The following is a 14645-nucleotide window of genomic DNA, read 5'->3' on the forward strand; positions in this document are numbered from 1 at the left end:
TTAAATTAATGTAAATATTTTTTCCGTTTCTATTTTATAGTCAGTACAATGGGAAAGATCTATAGAGTAAGAAACGTGAGATATACCAATTGGTAACATAGCTTTTGATAGTGTAGGAAATGATCCCTTAACTTCATAGGCTTCTTCTCTAACAATATTAAACATTGTTTCTGTATACTCATTATCTTGATAACCACTTTGAACAAGGGAATCATTAAATTTTAATAATAGCTGCGGCGAAAAACTACTAAAACCTTTTCGGAGTTCCTCTACCATTTCTTGCAGAGTTGTACCGAATGTATGACTAATCTCTAAGAAACATACATATAAACAAATATTTGGAATGGCATCACTTATTTTTAATTGATCTTCATTCGAAATGCGGATTTTACGATCTAGACGATCAACAGATGTTTTTATTTCTATTCCCCATCCATTTGCTTTAAAGTCTATGCGATCACTTAACGGACCTCCCCATCCTTTTAATAAGAGTGGGGGATGGTCAGGATTTGATTTCATATATCTACTCATAAACCATAGTTCACCAAATAAACCTCTCTGTTGTTCATCGGATAATTTCTTGTAGCCTCCGCGCTTAAAGAAACTCCTCCACTTTTCTAAAACTTTATATATGACAGTAAAAAGAGGTTCATCCTCTGTTTTCAACAAGATATGGTCGAAAATATTTTGCATAATCGTTTCAAACAAATCGCCTGTTTCAGAATCTGCTTGCATAAACTCTAGAAAATAGCGCTCTTTTAGAGGGCCAAATGTATTGTGGTATTCCATTTTAATTATTAATCCATTCCATTTTGGTAATGCTCTCATTAGATCTTCATCCCATGGACCATCTTCAATTTCAATAAAAAAATAACGACGCCTAGTTGTTTTTTCCACTCCTGCAAAGGTGACAATATCATTTAGAAATAAAGGTAACATTGGCATAAGATCACTTGGATTATCATTATCAGCTTTTTCAATAACTTGTTTGAATATATCCATTACATTAGTATTCATCTTATGCCTCTCGTTTCGTTGATAGATTTATTTTTCATATAGATATTGTTATTGATCTCTGTACTCTCATTGGGAAAAGCAATTGCAATTCCTATTGGAACAAGTTTTTCACTAAATCCAACGTCTTGCACTGATTCAAAAACAGGAGTATTCGGATTTAAAGGGTAAATAAATAGTTTAGGAATTGAAACGTTTTTAGATCCCTTAGTTTCATCAAATAAAGTTTGACCTGCAGCAACAATCGCTTTTACATCTACTCTATCGTTAGGACTTTTCCCATCTGACTTTTGCCCACGAACTACCGCATAATTGAGAGATAGTGCTCCTAACTGCACTTTTTGAGCTTGAACACCATCATTAGGTATACCTTCTACAATAATGACTTTCCACTTTGAAAGTCTATCATGCTCTTTATTAAGTAAATTTATATATTCAATCATACTTTGTGGTGAGGATTTTGTTGCTTTTTCATAAGGATAGTAGTCCTTTAGAAACGTAAGAATTGCCTCAACTGGAACATCCTCAGCCACGTGATATTTTGTCTTCCCTTTTTCTTTTTTATCTTTTCTTTCAACTTCGAGAATATTGGATTGAATATCATTAATCAAATTTGATGCAACCTTCATATTGGTTTGATACGCTATTTTTTCTTTAGAGAAAAGTCTAGTCTGATGCATTTTTCCGCTATAATTTTGATATGAAGCTATTGCGTTACGCATTTTCAGTGCACTAGTCAGCATCATTTTGGGATGAGCCATCATTCTAATAGCATAGTCACTGGGAGTTAAAATTTCTTCAGATAAGTTATCAAATTCGCCTCGAAGTTCTTTCATTGCAACTGCTAGATGTTCGAAGTGAGATTGTATTTCATTGGAAGTATATATTCTGCAAAGATCTATATATGCTTTTCGGTAACCAAACCATCTCCCCATTTGCATAAGAGTGTCGTACATTAATGTATTTCGATAATAATAGCTAATTGTAAGTCCCTCTAAAGTTAATCCACGTGATAATTTATCTCCACCAATAGCAATTACATTTAACCCTTTTTCTTTGTAATTATGGTATTCGAGAGCGTCGTTACTTTCTCCATTAATCTCCATAACCTTAATTGTTCGGGAACTTTTCTTCATTTGTTGGAAAACAGATTCCCATTCAAATATCTTATATTCAGAACCCACTGCGGAGTTCCATTGATTAGTTTTTTTAACAAACTCTGACTCGTATAATTTTTGAATTTCTTTAATGTATTTGCTACTTGGATCGTACCTTACAGCATTTACTATATTACTAAACTCTGCTTCAACCACGTCTTTTAGAGTGTTCTGTACTGAAGTAAATCTAGATGTATGGATAAGCATTGAATTATGTGTGTTTATTTGACCTCGTAAGGTTCTGATTGCAACAGTAATAAGAAATGCAAAAAGAGCTTCTCGCATTTTTGGAGGAACTACTGCCACCTTGTCGAATTGGTCTTTCTTTTTTATGTCATCGAACAGCTTTTGTTCTTCACCAATATCTATTATTAATGATGGACGATCATCGTCAGAGTCTTCATTTGTATTGAAAAATTCATCAGGTCCACAATAATCTTCAGGTTTTGGCAATCCAATTAGAAAATCTTTAGGGTATAGATCTATTCCAGCATCCGAGTCCTCTTGGTCTATACCAATCAGAAGGTTCGCAAATGGTGTGGCAGTGTACCCTACATACACTTTTTGATCAAATAGTGTAACAATTTCTCTGATTAGACGATTAATTGTTTTTGGGTCTTCCCCTTTCTTTTTATCACTTGTATCAATAGATGCTTGGTCTGCTTCATCGTCAATAATTAATGTAGGAATGTTTTGTCCATTAGCTTGTCCTATTAAATTACTTAATAAGAGTTTCAAATGTTCTAATACATCTTTATTTTTTTTCACAACTAATAAATTTCTTGTTCCACTTAAGCTATATGAAATATTTGATTTAATACCTGTAATATCTGCTTCAACAGTTGTTAAAGAATGTATAAATTTTGTAGCACTATTTTCAAGAATTGTACCTACACCTAAATTATTTTTCCCTAAAACTTCTTCCTCTAATCGCAATTGGGTTTGTGCACGTAAGTCATTATGTATCCCTGATAGTACTATAACTAGCTTATATCCTTCATCGTATGCTTTATTAATTAATCCTGTGAAGTTTGCAGTTTTCCCCGATTGAACATATCCTAAAACAAGTCCTCTAAAATCAAATGGTTCATTAGATTTTGGATCTCCTATTGACCGTAAGATTTCATCGGTCGTCTCATCAATCGCTGAAACGGTAGATTGATCCCATCCTTTTAACTTTGTTAAATACTGCTGATATCTAACCCAATAAAATCGACTTTTTTTTGAAGATACATCATACCACCGTTGCTTTTCGCCAACTCTTAGAACAACAGATGTATGGCGGTACACTACACCAACGTACTTCATTTGAAGTTCGAGCTTCCAGTTCTCAACTTTTTTTGTTTCAATATTTTCTGTAAAGTATTTATCCATATAATCGCAAGTAATTTCAAATAATTCACTATCTGATTTTGAAATTGCAAAGGACTTAAAAATATTGAATTGTATATGAAACATATTAAAATAATTATCTTTCATCGTTTAATCCTCCAAATTTTTCTTCTATTACACGAGTAATCGTAAAACGATTAAACTTTTCCATAGAAGGTGTCACTAAAATAATATTTACGATTTCTTCTGTAGTTGGATTATCCATTAAATCACTATACATATCCGACAATTGTAATACTAAGGCTCGCTCAATATCTTTTAGTGGTTGAATTTTATCTTCATCAACATGTGGAATTGCAATAATATTTGCGGGAGATCCTAGTTCAATTAACTTTAAGTACATTTGCAAATTTTTTAGCGTTTGATCATTAACTTGTTTTATTATTCTATCTAATAATGGATGTGTCCGATTGAGTTTGAAGGTTGTAGAATTGTCATTAGTCTCTTGTCTCCACGTATTTACATTGCTCTTTAAATTAGTATCAGTAGAACTGCTTTGAGTTCGAAAATAAAAGACTTGTTTAGATAATTCACGTGTTTCTTTTGCCATGATTTTTAGTTGAGATTTTATTGAATCCGGAGGGTTAATAGTCGATTTTTTAATATCTACTTGCCAAATCTCATCTGATTTATTTGATATATCAATTCTTATTCGACCTAATTGCGAAGCTTGATCTTTTGGAAAAATATCTAGCCAGTCTCCGAAAGTCAAAAGTCTGTTCTCTCTATATATATAAAATCCTTGCTGATCATTCCATCCTTTTGAGCCTCCAGCTCTTTTATACTCAACTTGATTAAAATATGAAGCATGAGGTAGGATGAAACAACTAACTTTCACTTTTCCTGCACCGTCGTGAAGCACTCGAGGCCTTAAAGGGTTGGTATAATCATGATGACTTAGAAAGGGATCCCACGGTTCCACAATGTTATCATTTATTAAAATAGAGACACCCTGATTTATTAAACTATGAAAAACAAATGAAATATGTTGCTCTATTTGATCTACTTTTTTATAAAAACTATTATCTAAAATAGGATTATCACCAGCTCGCATAAATCTATCAAGTTTATCTATAAAAATAATTGTTCCCGATTGCCCTACTAATTCCACCATTCTCTCTTTTACTTCGATAGGTATTTGCTTGTATAACTCCCATTTGTTTGTTTTAGAAACATAGTCTAAATCCCAACATCTCTCTACAATTTTATTGTCTTGTTTACTTAAAACACTCAAGCGTTTTCCAAGTGAGAATGACGCAGTTTTCAATCCCATTCCAAAGCGTCCCAGCTCCTGATCTTCTCTACTCATTTGCGGGTCTTTGGATCCAATTGACATGGCAACTTGAATTTCCAAGTCATTCATTCCTATTCCATCGTCAATGATCTGTATATATCCATCTCCATTGTTATATGAAAAAAGCAAATTAACATTCGAAGCTTTGGCATCAATCGAGTTATCTATTAAGTCTGCTATAGCAGTTTTTGCATTATACCCAAGTGAACGTAATGCATTTATTACTGGTCGAGCAGCTGGTTGCGTTAAAATCATTTCCATATTTTATACCCCTTAGCATTGTTTATTCCTTTTAACGGTGTAGTTTACAATTTTATGTATCTAGTTTCTCATGGACTGAGAGATATATCCACCCATCAGATTTTAGTAAATAGTTATTTAATTAAATTTTGTAATTATAATAAATTAAAAAGACAGTCGCAATTATTAGCGACTGTCTTTTTATACTTGCATTTTATCTAAGTAGTTTAATAGATGTTCAGCAACTGCTTTAGCTAATAAAGGTGGGACAGCATTACCAACTTGCTGGTATTGTTCATCTTTTCTACCCATAAATTCAAAGTTATCTGGGAACGATTGCAATCTTGCCGCTTCTCTTATACTCAAAGCTCGCGCTTTGCTTGGATGTTGCCACATTGATTTCCGAACATTTATTACTGTAGGTGAAGGTTCATCGTAATTCAATCTTAAATAAACCGTATTTTGAGTTCGAGAAGCGTCTTGATAACTCTCTTTTAATTTTTCCGGAAGACTGTGAAAGTTTTTCCCGCCTTTTTTCAATATATGCTTGAAACGCGCTTTTACTAATTCAGTACTCTTAGTATTCACATGGTTAAAGAGTAATGTATCATCAATATTTTTACGATAATATTTAATTAAGTCACTTTGAATTTGATGATTTTCATAATTACTTGAACTATAACTCTCTAGTTCATGTTGCGGTTTAATTTCTTCTAAATCTTTTATGGCATCTTTTACAGTAAAGATTTTATCTGTTAATTTTTGAGGTAGTTCTATTGGTTGACTTGTTCCTCTTACTCCTAGCATCATAAATCTTTTTCTTCGTTGTGGAACACCGAATTCAGATGCATCAAGGACTTTACTGCTTACTTCATATCCATAATGTCTAAAGACTCTCTTTAAGTAATTAACTACGTTATAAGATTTCACCTGAATCTTAACAGTAAACTTATCTTCTTCATTTTCGATTTTAAATAAATTACAATCAATATTCTCATCCCTAAGTTCCTGACAACGAGTTAATAAGCGATTATATTCAATGAAGTCCATTAAATTACTTCTGAACGCTTTAGAATTACTTGGATTATTAAGTATTGATTCAAGAGATTCTATCCCTTTATCAAGAATCGAATTGACATCTGAGTTTCCACCATCTTTTGCGTGTCTCAATAATTCAATTATTTCGCTTGTTTCTTGTTTTTCTTTATTTGTTTTTAATAGAATTGCTCCGGTTTTATTAAATCTACTCTCTATCGTTCTAAGCCTAGTAATTAAAACTGATTTTGACACGATAGGTTTGGGGACATCTTCAAGTCCTTTTAATCCAGAAATATATTTTTTTAAGTGAGGGCTCTCTGTTTCTAATAAAGCAATATAATCATCTTCATATAATGATTGCTCCGATTGACCAGAAATTTGATCAAGATGGACTTTTGAACTAAAATCATTAAGATTTTTTTCATCATATTTCGTTACAAAAAATTTATGGACTGAGGATTCGATGGATTTTACATTCTCCATTAAAAATGATACTGGTTTTATATCCCTAATAGCACGAACATATTCCTTTACTAGTTGATTGTTACCTGAAATAAGATAATTTTTTTGACGGTTTGCATTAGAAAATCCTTGGCATGGTGGGCCGCCTACTACAACAGTATTATTTGATTTATAATTAAGCTTTTTAAAGTCAATTTGAGTTATATCACTTATTTTTGAATCCTCAACTGACAATATAATGTCGGTTTTATTTTCATGGTTTTTAATGAATGTTTTTTGGGCAGCTTTATTAATTTCAACGGCTCCAATAACCTTAAATCTTCCGGTTTGGGTAAAGCCATTACTTAATCCTCCCGCTCCTGCGAATAGATCGACTAAGTCGTATATTTTTTCACTCATTTGTGCAATATCCTTTCCAATATAAGAACGTGTATTCTCTTAATTATTATATGCAGCATAACTCAAATAAGAGAAATAAGCAACCAGGTTAACGGATATTTCACTGTTTATATATATTCAGTCATATTAAATTGGTTCTCTTATATTAGGTATTCGCACTTCTTAATAAAAAAACAATCACGATTAAATCAGCGTGATTGCTTTTAAAGTAGATTAAGCTTTATGTCTACTTAATATTTCATTGAGTTCTTTAATTACTTCTTTGCTCAGTTGAACAGACTGACTTACTTTACCTTTAATAGCTCTATCATCAGAACCAAAAGTATTGATTTGAATAAAAGTTTCTCCATTTTGAGTCACTATATTGTATGTGGCTTCAACTTCATTGTGAAGTTTTGCATTTCTTGTTTCTTTGGTAATCTTGTTTATTAGAGCCATTTAAAATTTCCCCCTCTCTTTTTTGGGTATTTCTAGTATAACGGAACCTGATCTAGAGATCTCCATTTGATGGAAAATTCTCATAAAACGATAAAATGAAAGCAGTTGAATAACTATGATCAAGAAAATCCTCCATATAGACTTAACACTTGCACAAACAATCCTTGCCATCCAACGTCCCTCTTATCAAATCGAAGCAGACCTCATTGGATTCCAAGGCATCCCTGCTCTTTTGGAAACAGTCGATGACATCGTGGACAGTAAAGAAACTTTCATAGGTTATTACGAAGGTGATCAACTTCTTGGGGTTCTCTCTTATGAAGAAAATGAAAACGTCGTGGATATTTGCCGGTTGGTTGTGTCTCCCGCTTCTTTTCGTAAAGGGATTGGACGTCAGTTGGTGAGTTACGTAGTGGAAGAAATACGGGGTTCGCGAGAGATGATTGTTTCTACGGGTTTAAAGAATATACCTGCAGTTACGCTTTATGAAAAGTTGGGGTTCAAGCAAGAGCGGACGATGGAAATTGCACCTGGCGTTCAAATTGTAAATATGCGTTTTCAAAGTGCTAATTTTTAATATGTCCAACGTGTTCAACAAGGTACTCCACTGGTAGCAATCTCTAAAATATAGTAGAAAACACTTGAAAGAACGTGACAAGCGGCCGAAATTGCATCTTCGGCCGCCCCTAACTATGCAAATGGTGGACAATTCTTTCGTAAACCAAATCCAATATATGAGGTTAATATCGGTATCCATGGCGCGTGGGAGGCACAACCGCCGTATGATTGCCGATAGTCAAAAGCAAAGCGAAGTGACATCGTCACTTCGCTTTGCTTTTTCATTTTTTCGGTTATGGTACAGCACTGTGCATCCCGGTAGTGCGCCTTGGGTACCGATTCTACTTTCGTTGGAAATGTGTAAGTTGGAAGAATTATTAGTAGAAGAAGTGTACGAAGATTCTTTAGATGAATTGCTGTTATTTCGCGGTAAATGACCTCTTTAGTTGAATGGCTAAAGAGGTTTTTGCTCTTTCAGAATCAGGCCAGAACAAAGACGCCGACGAGTTCGTCGAGTGGCAGTTGGTGGATGCCGTAAGGGTCTTCGTATCGCAGGTACTGGTTGTTGGCTTCTTTGATGATGCCGCGGTGGTAGTGGATTTTGCCGCTCTTCCATGAAGTGAGGCGTGTTTCCATTCGGCTGATGAGTGCGCGTTCGATTTCTTCTTGCATCGTGTCGTAATCGAATGCGTCGAGTTCCGGTTTTTTAACCAGGTCGTGTTCTTCTTGCCATTCGCGGAGTTGCGCGACGTGTTCCGGCAGCATCATGGCCGTCCACTTGATTTTGCCGCGATCTTTGAGGTCGCCTTGCATTTTTAATCCGCGGTTGATTTTCATCAGATAACATCCTCCCTTTCTTTTCGAATCACGGGGACGACTGCTAAGACATTATCATAGTAAAACGTGCGCTTCGCTTGCTTCGTAAAACAGTACGCCTGAAACGTGTCATGGTAGGCTTTGATGACTTTCACACGACGTTTGGTGATGTTTCCATCCTTCGCTAAATAGACCATTTCCAAAATATCGTGCCGCTTCATAAATTTCACGATGTTGTCTTTCATTCAAGCCGCCTCCTTTTTTATTATTATATGCGAACATTTGTTCTTTAATCAACAAAATTCAGATGGTAATTAGAGGATTTTTTACATAAAACAGTCCAATCGTCTTAAAAAGTATGTGCCAAGGCAATAAAAATAACCCTTCAATTAGGTCGAAGGGTCATCGTCATTTTTTATTCTCCTACATAAAACAGCTTGAACAGTATTTCTCGTTGCGGCACTTGGAGACGTTCGAATTTATCCAAAAATGCTTCTTTATCATAGAAAGTTTGATGAATGCTGACGCTCGCATCCGAAGTTGTGAAGTCGATGACGGCGTAAGGAGCTGTGTTCCCTTTTGATACACCCAGTGCTCCTGGATTCACATAGGTTTTACCATTGGCCTGGAAGAGATGCTCCGGATGGTTATGACCAAAGCAAATGATGTCTGCCGGGTAATCACCGAACATCATTTCCATGTTTTCAAGCGACGGTTCGAGAATCGGATAAAAGGGCTCGTCCTGAATGTGAGCTTGTCTTTTGTCTTCGGCGATATGGTAGTGGATGCCAAGGATTCGAGTGCCGTTTAATTCTTTTTCAAGGACACGCGGTAATTGAGTGAGTCTGGCTACATGCTCAGGAAGTAAACGATTCGCAATCCATTCGTGGTGTTCGCGTGTGTGTTTATAGCTTTCCGGGTGCCCTTCCCCTGCAATGAGGGATAGAATGGCTTCGTCATGATTGCCAGTGATCATGTGAACATCTTGTCGTGCAAATAAAATCTCCAGCACTTCGTTCGAGTCAGGTCCCATGGCAATCATGTCGCCAAGACACCAGATTTGCTCAATATCTCCGCGTGTATCCAATTCCTCAAGTACAGCACGCAATGCGGGTTCGTTTCCGTGAATGTCTGTAATAATGGCTAGTTTCATGTGTATCAATCCTTTATATGTTCATCTATACCTTTTATTTTACCTCTTTTTCAACTGCGTCGTGGTTCCTGTGTTTATACTCACAGGTGAAATACATTTTTCGTGTACACTGGAGGCAGTTAGGCGATGATGATATAGAAGCTGATTTGCCATTTTAGCCAGCACAAAACGTGTAATCTGCAAAAGAGATGCATTATCAAACACTAAAGTCTAATACTACGTCGGTGGCGATTGCCCATTCTTTGGGATATAAGGAACTTGCTCATACCATAGCAATTAGGCTTTAGGATTAATTCGGCTAACAAGAGCTTTGTTAAAAATTGTCGATGTTACTAACATAGATTATTTTTTTACTAACCGGTGCGTTGATCCAAGAAGAATTAATGCTTATTTTGTTGAACTTATTTAACTAAACGCGGCAGGTTAGTTGAACGAGAAATTAAGGAAAATTAAAAATTTATTAGAACGGATGTGGGTTAATTATGTCTGAATACATTATCGATTTAGATAACGATTTTGATAAAGAAGAAGCTTTTGAAATATCAGGAGACAACATAGCATTAGTAACCGTTATGGATAGTAGCGGAAATGATATTACGACGAATTGTAGAGTTCAAATTACTCTAAGTAAAAATGCATTACTCGGATTAGGTACTGAGTTAATTCGTTTAGCACACGATTATGGTAATGGAAAGCACTTCCATATAGAACCGATAACCAAAGAATATGTAGTCCAGTCTAAAGGGATTATGCTTCATCCAGAGAGTTGTGAACTTATATTAGGTTGTGGAGATTTCGATTCATTTACTGAATATCTTAATAATAAAAATGAAGACCTAATAAGCAAGAAACCCTCTTATTTTTGACTTCAAAATAAGAGGGTTTTTTAAATTTAATAATTGAAGATTCTCGCTAAATTTTGAACATTTTTTCAAAGGAATGGTTTTCGAAACTTGTTATCAATTTAAAATGGACTTGAATAAAACGTCGCAGGTACTTCACTGAATTTCTTACCTCGAAATGGCTGAAACACTTTGATGATTTCATCCGAAGCAATCGAAACCCGTGCTCCATTTACAGGAGATCGGAAACCTTTCGTTTGTAACCCAATCAGATACCCACGTGCATTCATGACAGCACCTCCAGGCATCGTAATACTTGCTTCGTCATGTGTCGAATTGTACAACAAATCTTCAAAATAAAAAGAAGAGTCAAATGTGCCTTCTGTCACATATAATCCGCTTTTACCTTCTTCCATTTCCACTGTTACAATCCGCTCATTCTTTACAAGTGTCTTAACTGAGGGTTGAAGGGGAATCCCACTAATCCCCATTGGTATTTTCGTTTTCATGATTGCAAGAGAAACATTTGCGAATGCAGCTCCTTGAAGTTCAAATGATCGATTATCAGACGTAATAACTCTTCCCGAAGTGACTCCATCAATTGCATACGTGTTGACTAGAATATACCCATCTCCAATCACAATTCCCGTTGCAACCCATTCATTATTAGCGGTTTTTAAATGCATAGTTACAATTTTTGACTCTGTTTTTTTCGCAATTTCTGGAGTTGTCAGCACCTTAGAATTAAGCAGTGCTAACTTACTTTTAGAAGGTGTTTCATATTTTATATTGCTTTTCTTCTGAACGAAACTGCCTCCACCTACACCATATAAGCCACCGTAATTGCTCTTATAGCTGTAAACTCGATATTCTTCTCCTTTTTTAAGAGAACGAACTGTAGACAAAGAACCGTTGCTTTGTAATTTGACTAGGTTTGTATCTGAAAGAATGGTTACTTTACCGATTTGGCCTACTTTTAGTTCTGTTTTACCCCACATGATTTTAGTGGAAGCACTGGCTTGATCCGTGAAGATCGAAAAGGAAAGCAACAAAATTATGACTGATAGGAGTTTCATAAACTTCTTCATCTTTTACCTCTTTCTAATATGAAATCGATTTAATAAAATGTTTTATTTGGAAAACCATTTCCCTTGATTAATTGCTTTCACATGCCCATCCGTCTTTATCACGATCATGAGATGATGCATAAGCAGGATGACCTTTTTTCACTCCATTTGGGTAAAAAACTTTTAAATTCGTACAATTTGAGAAAGTGGTAGGAGCTCCAGGAATCACTTCCAAACCATTTTCAACAACTGGTGTTGTGGGAGTCGTTGGTTTAGGGTTGACTACTTGGTTAGCCATTTCTTTGAGTAAAGCTAATTTCGCTTTTGAAGGTGTTTCATATTTTACTTTCACAACGTCTTTTTTAACAAAACTCCCCCCACCTACTCCATAAAGTCCATTGTGTTGACTTTTATAGCTATATACACGATATTCTTCGCCTTTTTTCATAGGGCGAACCTCTGATAGAGAACCATTACTTTCTATTTTAACTAGGGTGGTATTTGATAAAATTGTCACTTTACCGATTTGACCTAATTTTAGTTCTGTTTTCCCCCACATTACCTTTGTCGCTGCATTTGCATTTATTGAGAACATGAAATTCATCGAAAATAGTAAAATCATTACACTAAATACTTTTATAAGTTTTTCCACCAATATCCTCCTCAGGATTAATTTTCTTCTTCCTAACTATGCGAATTTAACGTGACATTTGCAATATACCTTTTGGCATAATTCTTCCTTCCTAACCAATATAAAAGCATCTCAATAAGATGCTTAGATGAACCATAATGTTCTGACCCGGCTATCATAGCACAGGTGAAATTCATTTTTCGTGTACAATGGAGGCAGTTAGGCGATGATGATATAGAAGCTGATTTGCCATTCAAAGAAAGTGAGTGTGGAATATATGAAGAAACGAATTCTAATGGTGGGACTTGTGAGTGTCATGCTAGCAGCCTGTTCATCAAATGAAAAGAGCGAACACAATGAACACAAAGCAGATAAAGCAACTCAGGAAAGTCCTTCCTCTTCATCTAAAGATTTTTATAAGGAAACAACAGACGTTCAAGTCTCTCATATACATGGACTTGGCTACCCGGGTTCCGGTGATGCATTAATGCTCGCTACTCACCACGGACCTGTTTTATATGAAGAAGGAATTTGGAAAGAAACCACTGGTGAAAAGCATGATTATATGGGCTTCCAAGCTGTGGCGGATGGCTTTGTTTCCAGTGGTCACCCAGAGCCTGGTTCGGATTATAAAAACCCGCTCGGCTTACTAAAAAGTACAAATGCAGGCGAAACGTTTGAGCAATATGCTTTTGAAGGTGAAATCGACTTTCACTATTTAGCTGCTGGTTACAATACGGATCAGATTTACGTTTTTAATGAAATGCCAACTAAAAAATTAGGTAACGGCTTTTATTATTCGGATGATTTAGGTCAGGCCTGGACTGCTATGGAGATGGGTGGATTTGAAGCGGATATGATGTCCAATATCGCCGCGCATCCAGATGAACCTGAAACAATTGCGATTGGGACGGACCGAGGGCTTTACATATCAAAAGATGCTGGTCAAACGTTTTCCCTTGCCACTAAAGGTAAGATGATTACCTATGCCTTGTTAGGAAAAGAACATGCGTATGTAGCAGAATTAGTTGATGATCAAGTGCAATTAAATCAAATCAATCTATCTTCAAAAGAAGAAAAAACGATGGCCACGCCAGAGTTGCAGAAAGATAATGCGATTATTTATATCGCTGTTCATCCTACTGATGACAAAGAAATATCCATCGCTACTTTACAAAATGATGTGTACCAATCAATGGATGGCGGAACTACATGGACACAGATTTTAACTAAAGGGGCAGTTTCTAAATAATAGCGTTTCGCCGTAAAAACTCTTTCACTTACCACTAATTGACTGAAATACGTTTAGTGTGATGCCTTTTGGGAACGATAGGTGTAACTACTGGATGAAAGTGAGGAGAAAAAACGTGAACTCTACTTATGAAGAATGTCTGCAAGCGTGCAAAGAGTGCTTGGAAGCATGTAATGTATGTTTTGATTCCTGTCTGAAAGAAGACGACGTGAAAATGATGGTAGACTGCATTCGTCTCGACCGGGAATGTGCCGATGCTTGTGGTTATGCGATTCAAGCCATGACACGAAACAGTCCGTTTGTGAAAGAGATTTGCGAGATTTGTGCGACGATTTGTGAACGTTGTGCAGATGAGTGTGGCAAACACGACCATGATTATTGCAAGCGATGCGCAGAAGCATGTCGCAAATGTGCAGAAGCATGCCGTAGTATGGTTGCCTAAAAATGTGAGAATGCCAAGCCGGACGAACTTCGACCTGCTTGGCTTTTTTACTGGCCATTTTTTCAGTTGATGTCTAACATTCAGAAAGACTTTCATGCTACGATTGCAACAGTTATATCTATATAGAAATAAGGAGAATCGATATGGGGCGTGCAAAAGGTGTCAGAATGAAAATAGGTAGGACGAGGAAGTACGGAGATCCTAACGATATTCAAAGTTTTAGTATCGACTTTACACCGCCTAAAAGTGTATTTAGAAAGCCTAGAAAAAGACCACGAGTTAGTGATACTGAAGAAGCTATAGTTGGCTGGCTTGGCGGAATCTTTATACTGCTACCTATTTTACTTTTTCTTATATATTTACTGCCTGAATTTTTTGGGGTTGTCTTTTTAGTGGTGTTTGGAATTTGGCTTCTAAACTGGCTTGCAAAGAAGCTGGATTAAATGATCT

At 35.9% G+C, this 14645-nt stretch carries 16 protein-coding genes; 6 read left to right on the forward strand and 10 right to left on the reverse strand.

Annotated features, from left to right (window positions below):
- From ACQKEV_RS15945 to ACQKEV_RS15965, 5 genes are all read right to left on the reverse strand, one after another.
- Complete coding sequence (locus ACQKEV_RS15945; RefSeq protein ID WP_427447539.1) at positions 1-1017, reverse strand: PD-(D/E)XK motif protein; 1017 nt, start codon at positions 1015-1017, stop codon at positions 1-3.
- Positions 1014-3650 (reverse strand): Z1 domain-containing protein, encoded by a 2637-nt coding sequence (locus ACQKEV_RS15950; RefSeq protein WP_427447541.1) that lies wholly within the window; start codon positions 3648-3650, stop codon positions 1014-1016. The genes ACQKEV_RS15945 and ACQKEV_RS15950 overlap by 4 nt, the downstream gene beginning before the upstream one ends.
- A complete protein-coding gene (locus ACQKEV_RS15955; RefSeq protein WP_427447543.1) occupies positions 3640-5118 on the reverse strand; it encodes an ATP-binding protein in 1479 nt (492 codons plus the stop codon). Before ACQKEV_RS15955 ends, ACQKEV_RS15950 begins: the two co-directional genes overlap by 11 nt.
- A 180-nt stretch (positions 5119-5298) precedes the next feature.
- A complete protein-coding gene (locus tag ACQKEV_RS15960) occupies positions 5299-6996 on the reverse strand; it encodes a DNA cytosine methyltransferase (RefSeq protein ID WP_427447544.1) in 1698 nt (565 codons plus the stop codon).
- 213 nt (positions 6997-7209) lie between these two features.
- A complete protein-coding gene (locus ACQKEV_RS15965) occupies positions 7210-7434 on the reverse strand; it encodes a hypothetical protein (RefSeq protein ID WP_427447546.1) in 225 nt (74 codons plus the stop codon).
- Between the two features lie 115 nt (positions 7435-7549).
- Between ACQKEV_RS15965 and ACQKEV_RS15970 the strand changes: the two genes are divergently transcribed.
- Positions 7550-8011, forward strand: coding sequence for a GNAT family N-acetyltransferase (locus ACQKEV_RS15970; RefSeq protein WP_427447548.1), 462 nt, complete (start codon positions 7550-7552; stop codon positions 8009-8011).
- Between the two features lie 205 nt (positions 8012-8216).
- Entirely contained in the window at positions 8217-8429 is a 213-nt protein-coding gene (locus ACQKEV_RS15975) for a hypothetical protein (protein ID WP_427447550.1), read from the forward strand.
- 43 nt (positions 8430-8472) lie between these two features.
- On the opposite strand, the gene ACQKEV_RS15980 is transcribed toward ACQKEV_RS15975, so the two are convergent.
- The 3 genes from ACQKEV_RS15980 to ACQKEV_RS15990 form a co-directional block, all read right to left on the reverse strand.
- Positions 8473-8829 (reverse strand): YolD-like family protein, encoded by a 357-nt coding sequence (locus tag ACQKEV_RS15980; RefSeq protein ID WP_427447554.1) that lies wholly within the window; start codon positions 8827-8829, stop codon positions 8473-8475.
- Positions 8829-9053, reverse strand: coding sequence for a transcriptional regulator (locus ACQKEV_RS15985; protein ID WP_427447556.1), 225 nt, complete (start codon positions 9051-9053; stop codon positions 8829-8831). Before ACQKEV_RS15985 ends, ACQKEV_RS15980 begins: the two co-directional genes overlap by 1 nt.
- A gap of 170 nt (positions 9054-9223) precedes the next feature.
- Positions 9224-9961: a metallophosphoesterase family protein gene (locus ACQKEV_RS15990; RefSeq protein ID WP_427447558.1), complete on the reverse strand. Its 738-nt coding sequence runs from the start codon at positions 9959-9961 to the stop codon at positions 9224-9226.
- 482 nt (positions 9962-10443) lie between these two features.
- On the opposite strand from ACQKEV_RS15990, the gene ACQKEV_RS15995 reads away from it, so the two are divergent.
- Entirely contained in the window at positions 10444-10827 is a 384-nt protein-coding gene (locus ACQKEV_RS15995; protein WP_427447560.1) for an Imm32 family immunity protein, read from the forward strand.
- Positions 10828-10925: 98 nt separating this feature from the next.
- Here ACQKEV_RS15995 and ACQKEV_RS16000 read toward each other — a convergent pair whose 3' ends face one another.
- Both ACQKEV_RS16000 and ACQKEV_RS16005 read right to left on the reverse strand, forming a co-directional pair.
- The gene (locus tag ACQKEV_RS16000) at positions 10926-11891 is read right to left on the reverse strand and encodes a hypothetical protein (protein WP_427447562.1); all 966 of its coding nucleotides are present in this window, start codon (positions 11889-11891) and stop codon (positions 10926-10928) included.
- A gap of 67 nt (positions 11892-11958) precedes the next feature.
- Entirely contained in the window at positions 11959-12522 is a 564-nt protein-coding gene (locus tag ACQKEV_RS16005; RefSeq protein ID WP_427447564.1) for an excalibur calcium-binding domain-containing protein, read from the reverse strand.
- A gap of 256 nt (positions 12523-12778) precedes the next feature.
- Between ACQKEV_RS16005 and ACQKEV_RS16010 the strand changes: the two genes are divergently transcribed.
- From ACQKEV_RS16010 to ACQKEV_RS16020, 3 genes are all read left to right on the forward strand, one after another.
- Positions 12779-13753: a F510_1955 family glycosylhydrolase gene (locus ACQKEV_RS16010; RefSeq protein WP_427447565.1), complete on the forward strand. Its 975-nt coding sequence runs from the start codon at positions 12779-12781 to the stop codon at positions 13751-13753.
- Between the two features lie 115 nt (positions 13754-13868).
- Positions 13869-14195 carry a four-helix bundle copper-binding protein gene (locus ACQKEV_RS16015; RefSeq protein WP_427447567.1) on the forward strand — a complete coding sequence of 109 codons (327 nt, stop codon included), beginning with the start codon at positions 13869-13871 and terminating at the stop codon, positions 14193-14195.
- A gap of 143 nt (positions 14196-14338) precedes the next feature.
- A complete protein-coding gene (locus ACQKEV_RS16020) occupies positions 14339-14638 on the forward strand; it encodes a hypothetical protein (protein WP_427447569.1) in 300 nt (99 codons plus the stop codon).
- The last annotated feature ends 7 nt before the right edge of the window (positions 14639-14645 follow it).

Source organism: Paenisporosarcina sp. NPDC076907, from assembly GCF_050269735.1.
In the GTDB taxonomy this organism is placed as follows: Bacteria; Bacillota; Bacilli; order Bacillales_A; family Planococcaceae; genus Paenisporosarcina.

What these genes read in the sequence shown, in the direction of transcription:
- ACQKEV_RS15945 (WP_427447539.1), bottom strand. Translation starts at nt 1,017, where the DNA reads ATGAATACTAATGTAATGGATATATTCAAACAAGTTATTGAAAAAGCT.
- ACQKEV_RS15950 (WP_427447541.1), bottom strand. Translation starts at nt 3,650, where the DNA reads ATGAAAGATAATTATTTTAATATGTTTCATATACAATTCAATATTTTT.
- ACQKEV_RS15955 (WP_427447543.1), bottom strand. Translation starts at nt 5,118, where the DNA reads ATGGAAATGATTTTAACGCAACCAGCTGCTCGACCAGTAATAAATGCA.
- ACQKEV_RS15960 (WP_427447544.1), bottom strand. Translation starts at nt 6,996, where the DNA reads ATGAGTGAAAAAATATACGACTTAGTCGATCTATTCGCAGGAGCGGGA.
- ACQKEV_RS15965 (WP_427447546.1), bottom strand. Translation starts at nt 7,434, where the DNA reads ATGGCTCTAATAAACAAGATTACCAAAGAAACAAGAAATGCAAAACTT.
- ACQKEV_RS15970 (WP_427447548.1), top strand. Translation starts at nt 7,550, where the DNA reads ATGATCAAGAAAATCCTCCATATAGACTTAACACTTGCACAAACAATC.
- ACQKEV_RS15975 (WP_427447550.1), top strand. Translation starts at nt 8,217, where the DNA reads ATGATTGCCGATAGTCAAAAGCAAAGCGAAGTGACATCGTCACTTCGC.
- ACQKEV_RS15980 (WP_427447554.1), bottom strand. Translation starts at nt 8,829, where the DNA reads ATGAAAATCAACCGCGGATTAAAAATGCAAGGCGACCTCAAAGATCGC.
- ACQKEV_RS15985 (WP_427447556.1), bottom strand. Translation starts at nt 9,053, where the DNA reads ATGAAAGACAACATCGTGAAATTTATGAAGCGGCACGATATTTTGGAA.
- ACQKEV_RS15990 (WP_427447558.1), bottom strand. Translation starts at nt 9,961, where the DNA reads ATGAAACTAGCCATTATTACAGACATTCACGGAAACGAACCCGCATTG.
- ACQKEV_RS15995 (WP_427447560.1), top strand. Translation starts at nt 10,444, where the DNA reads ATGTCTGAATACATTATCGATTTAGATAACGATTTTGATAAAGAAGAA.
- ACQKEV_RS16000 (WP_427447562.1), bottom strand. Translation starts at nt 11,891, where the DNA reads ATGAAGAAGTTTATGAAACTCCTATCAGTCATAATTTTGTTGCTTTCC.
- ACQKEV_RS16010 (WP_427447565.1), top strand. Translation starts at nt 12,779, where the DNA reads ATGAAGAAACGAATTCTAATGGTGGGACTTGTGAGTGTCATGCTAGCA.
- ACQKEV_RS16020 (WP_427447569.1), top strand. Translation starts at nt 14,339, where the DNA reads ATGGGGCGTGCAAAAGGTGTCAGAATGAAAATAGGTAGGACGAGGAAG.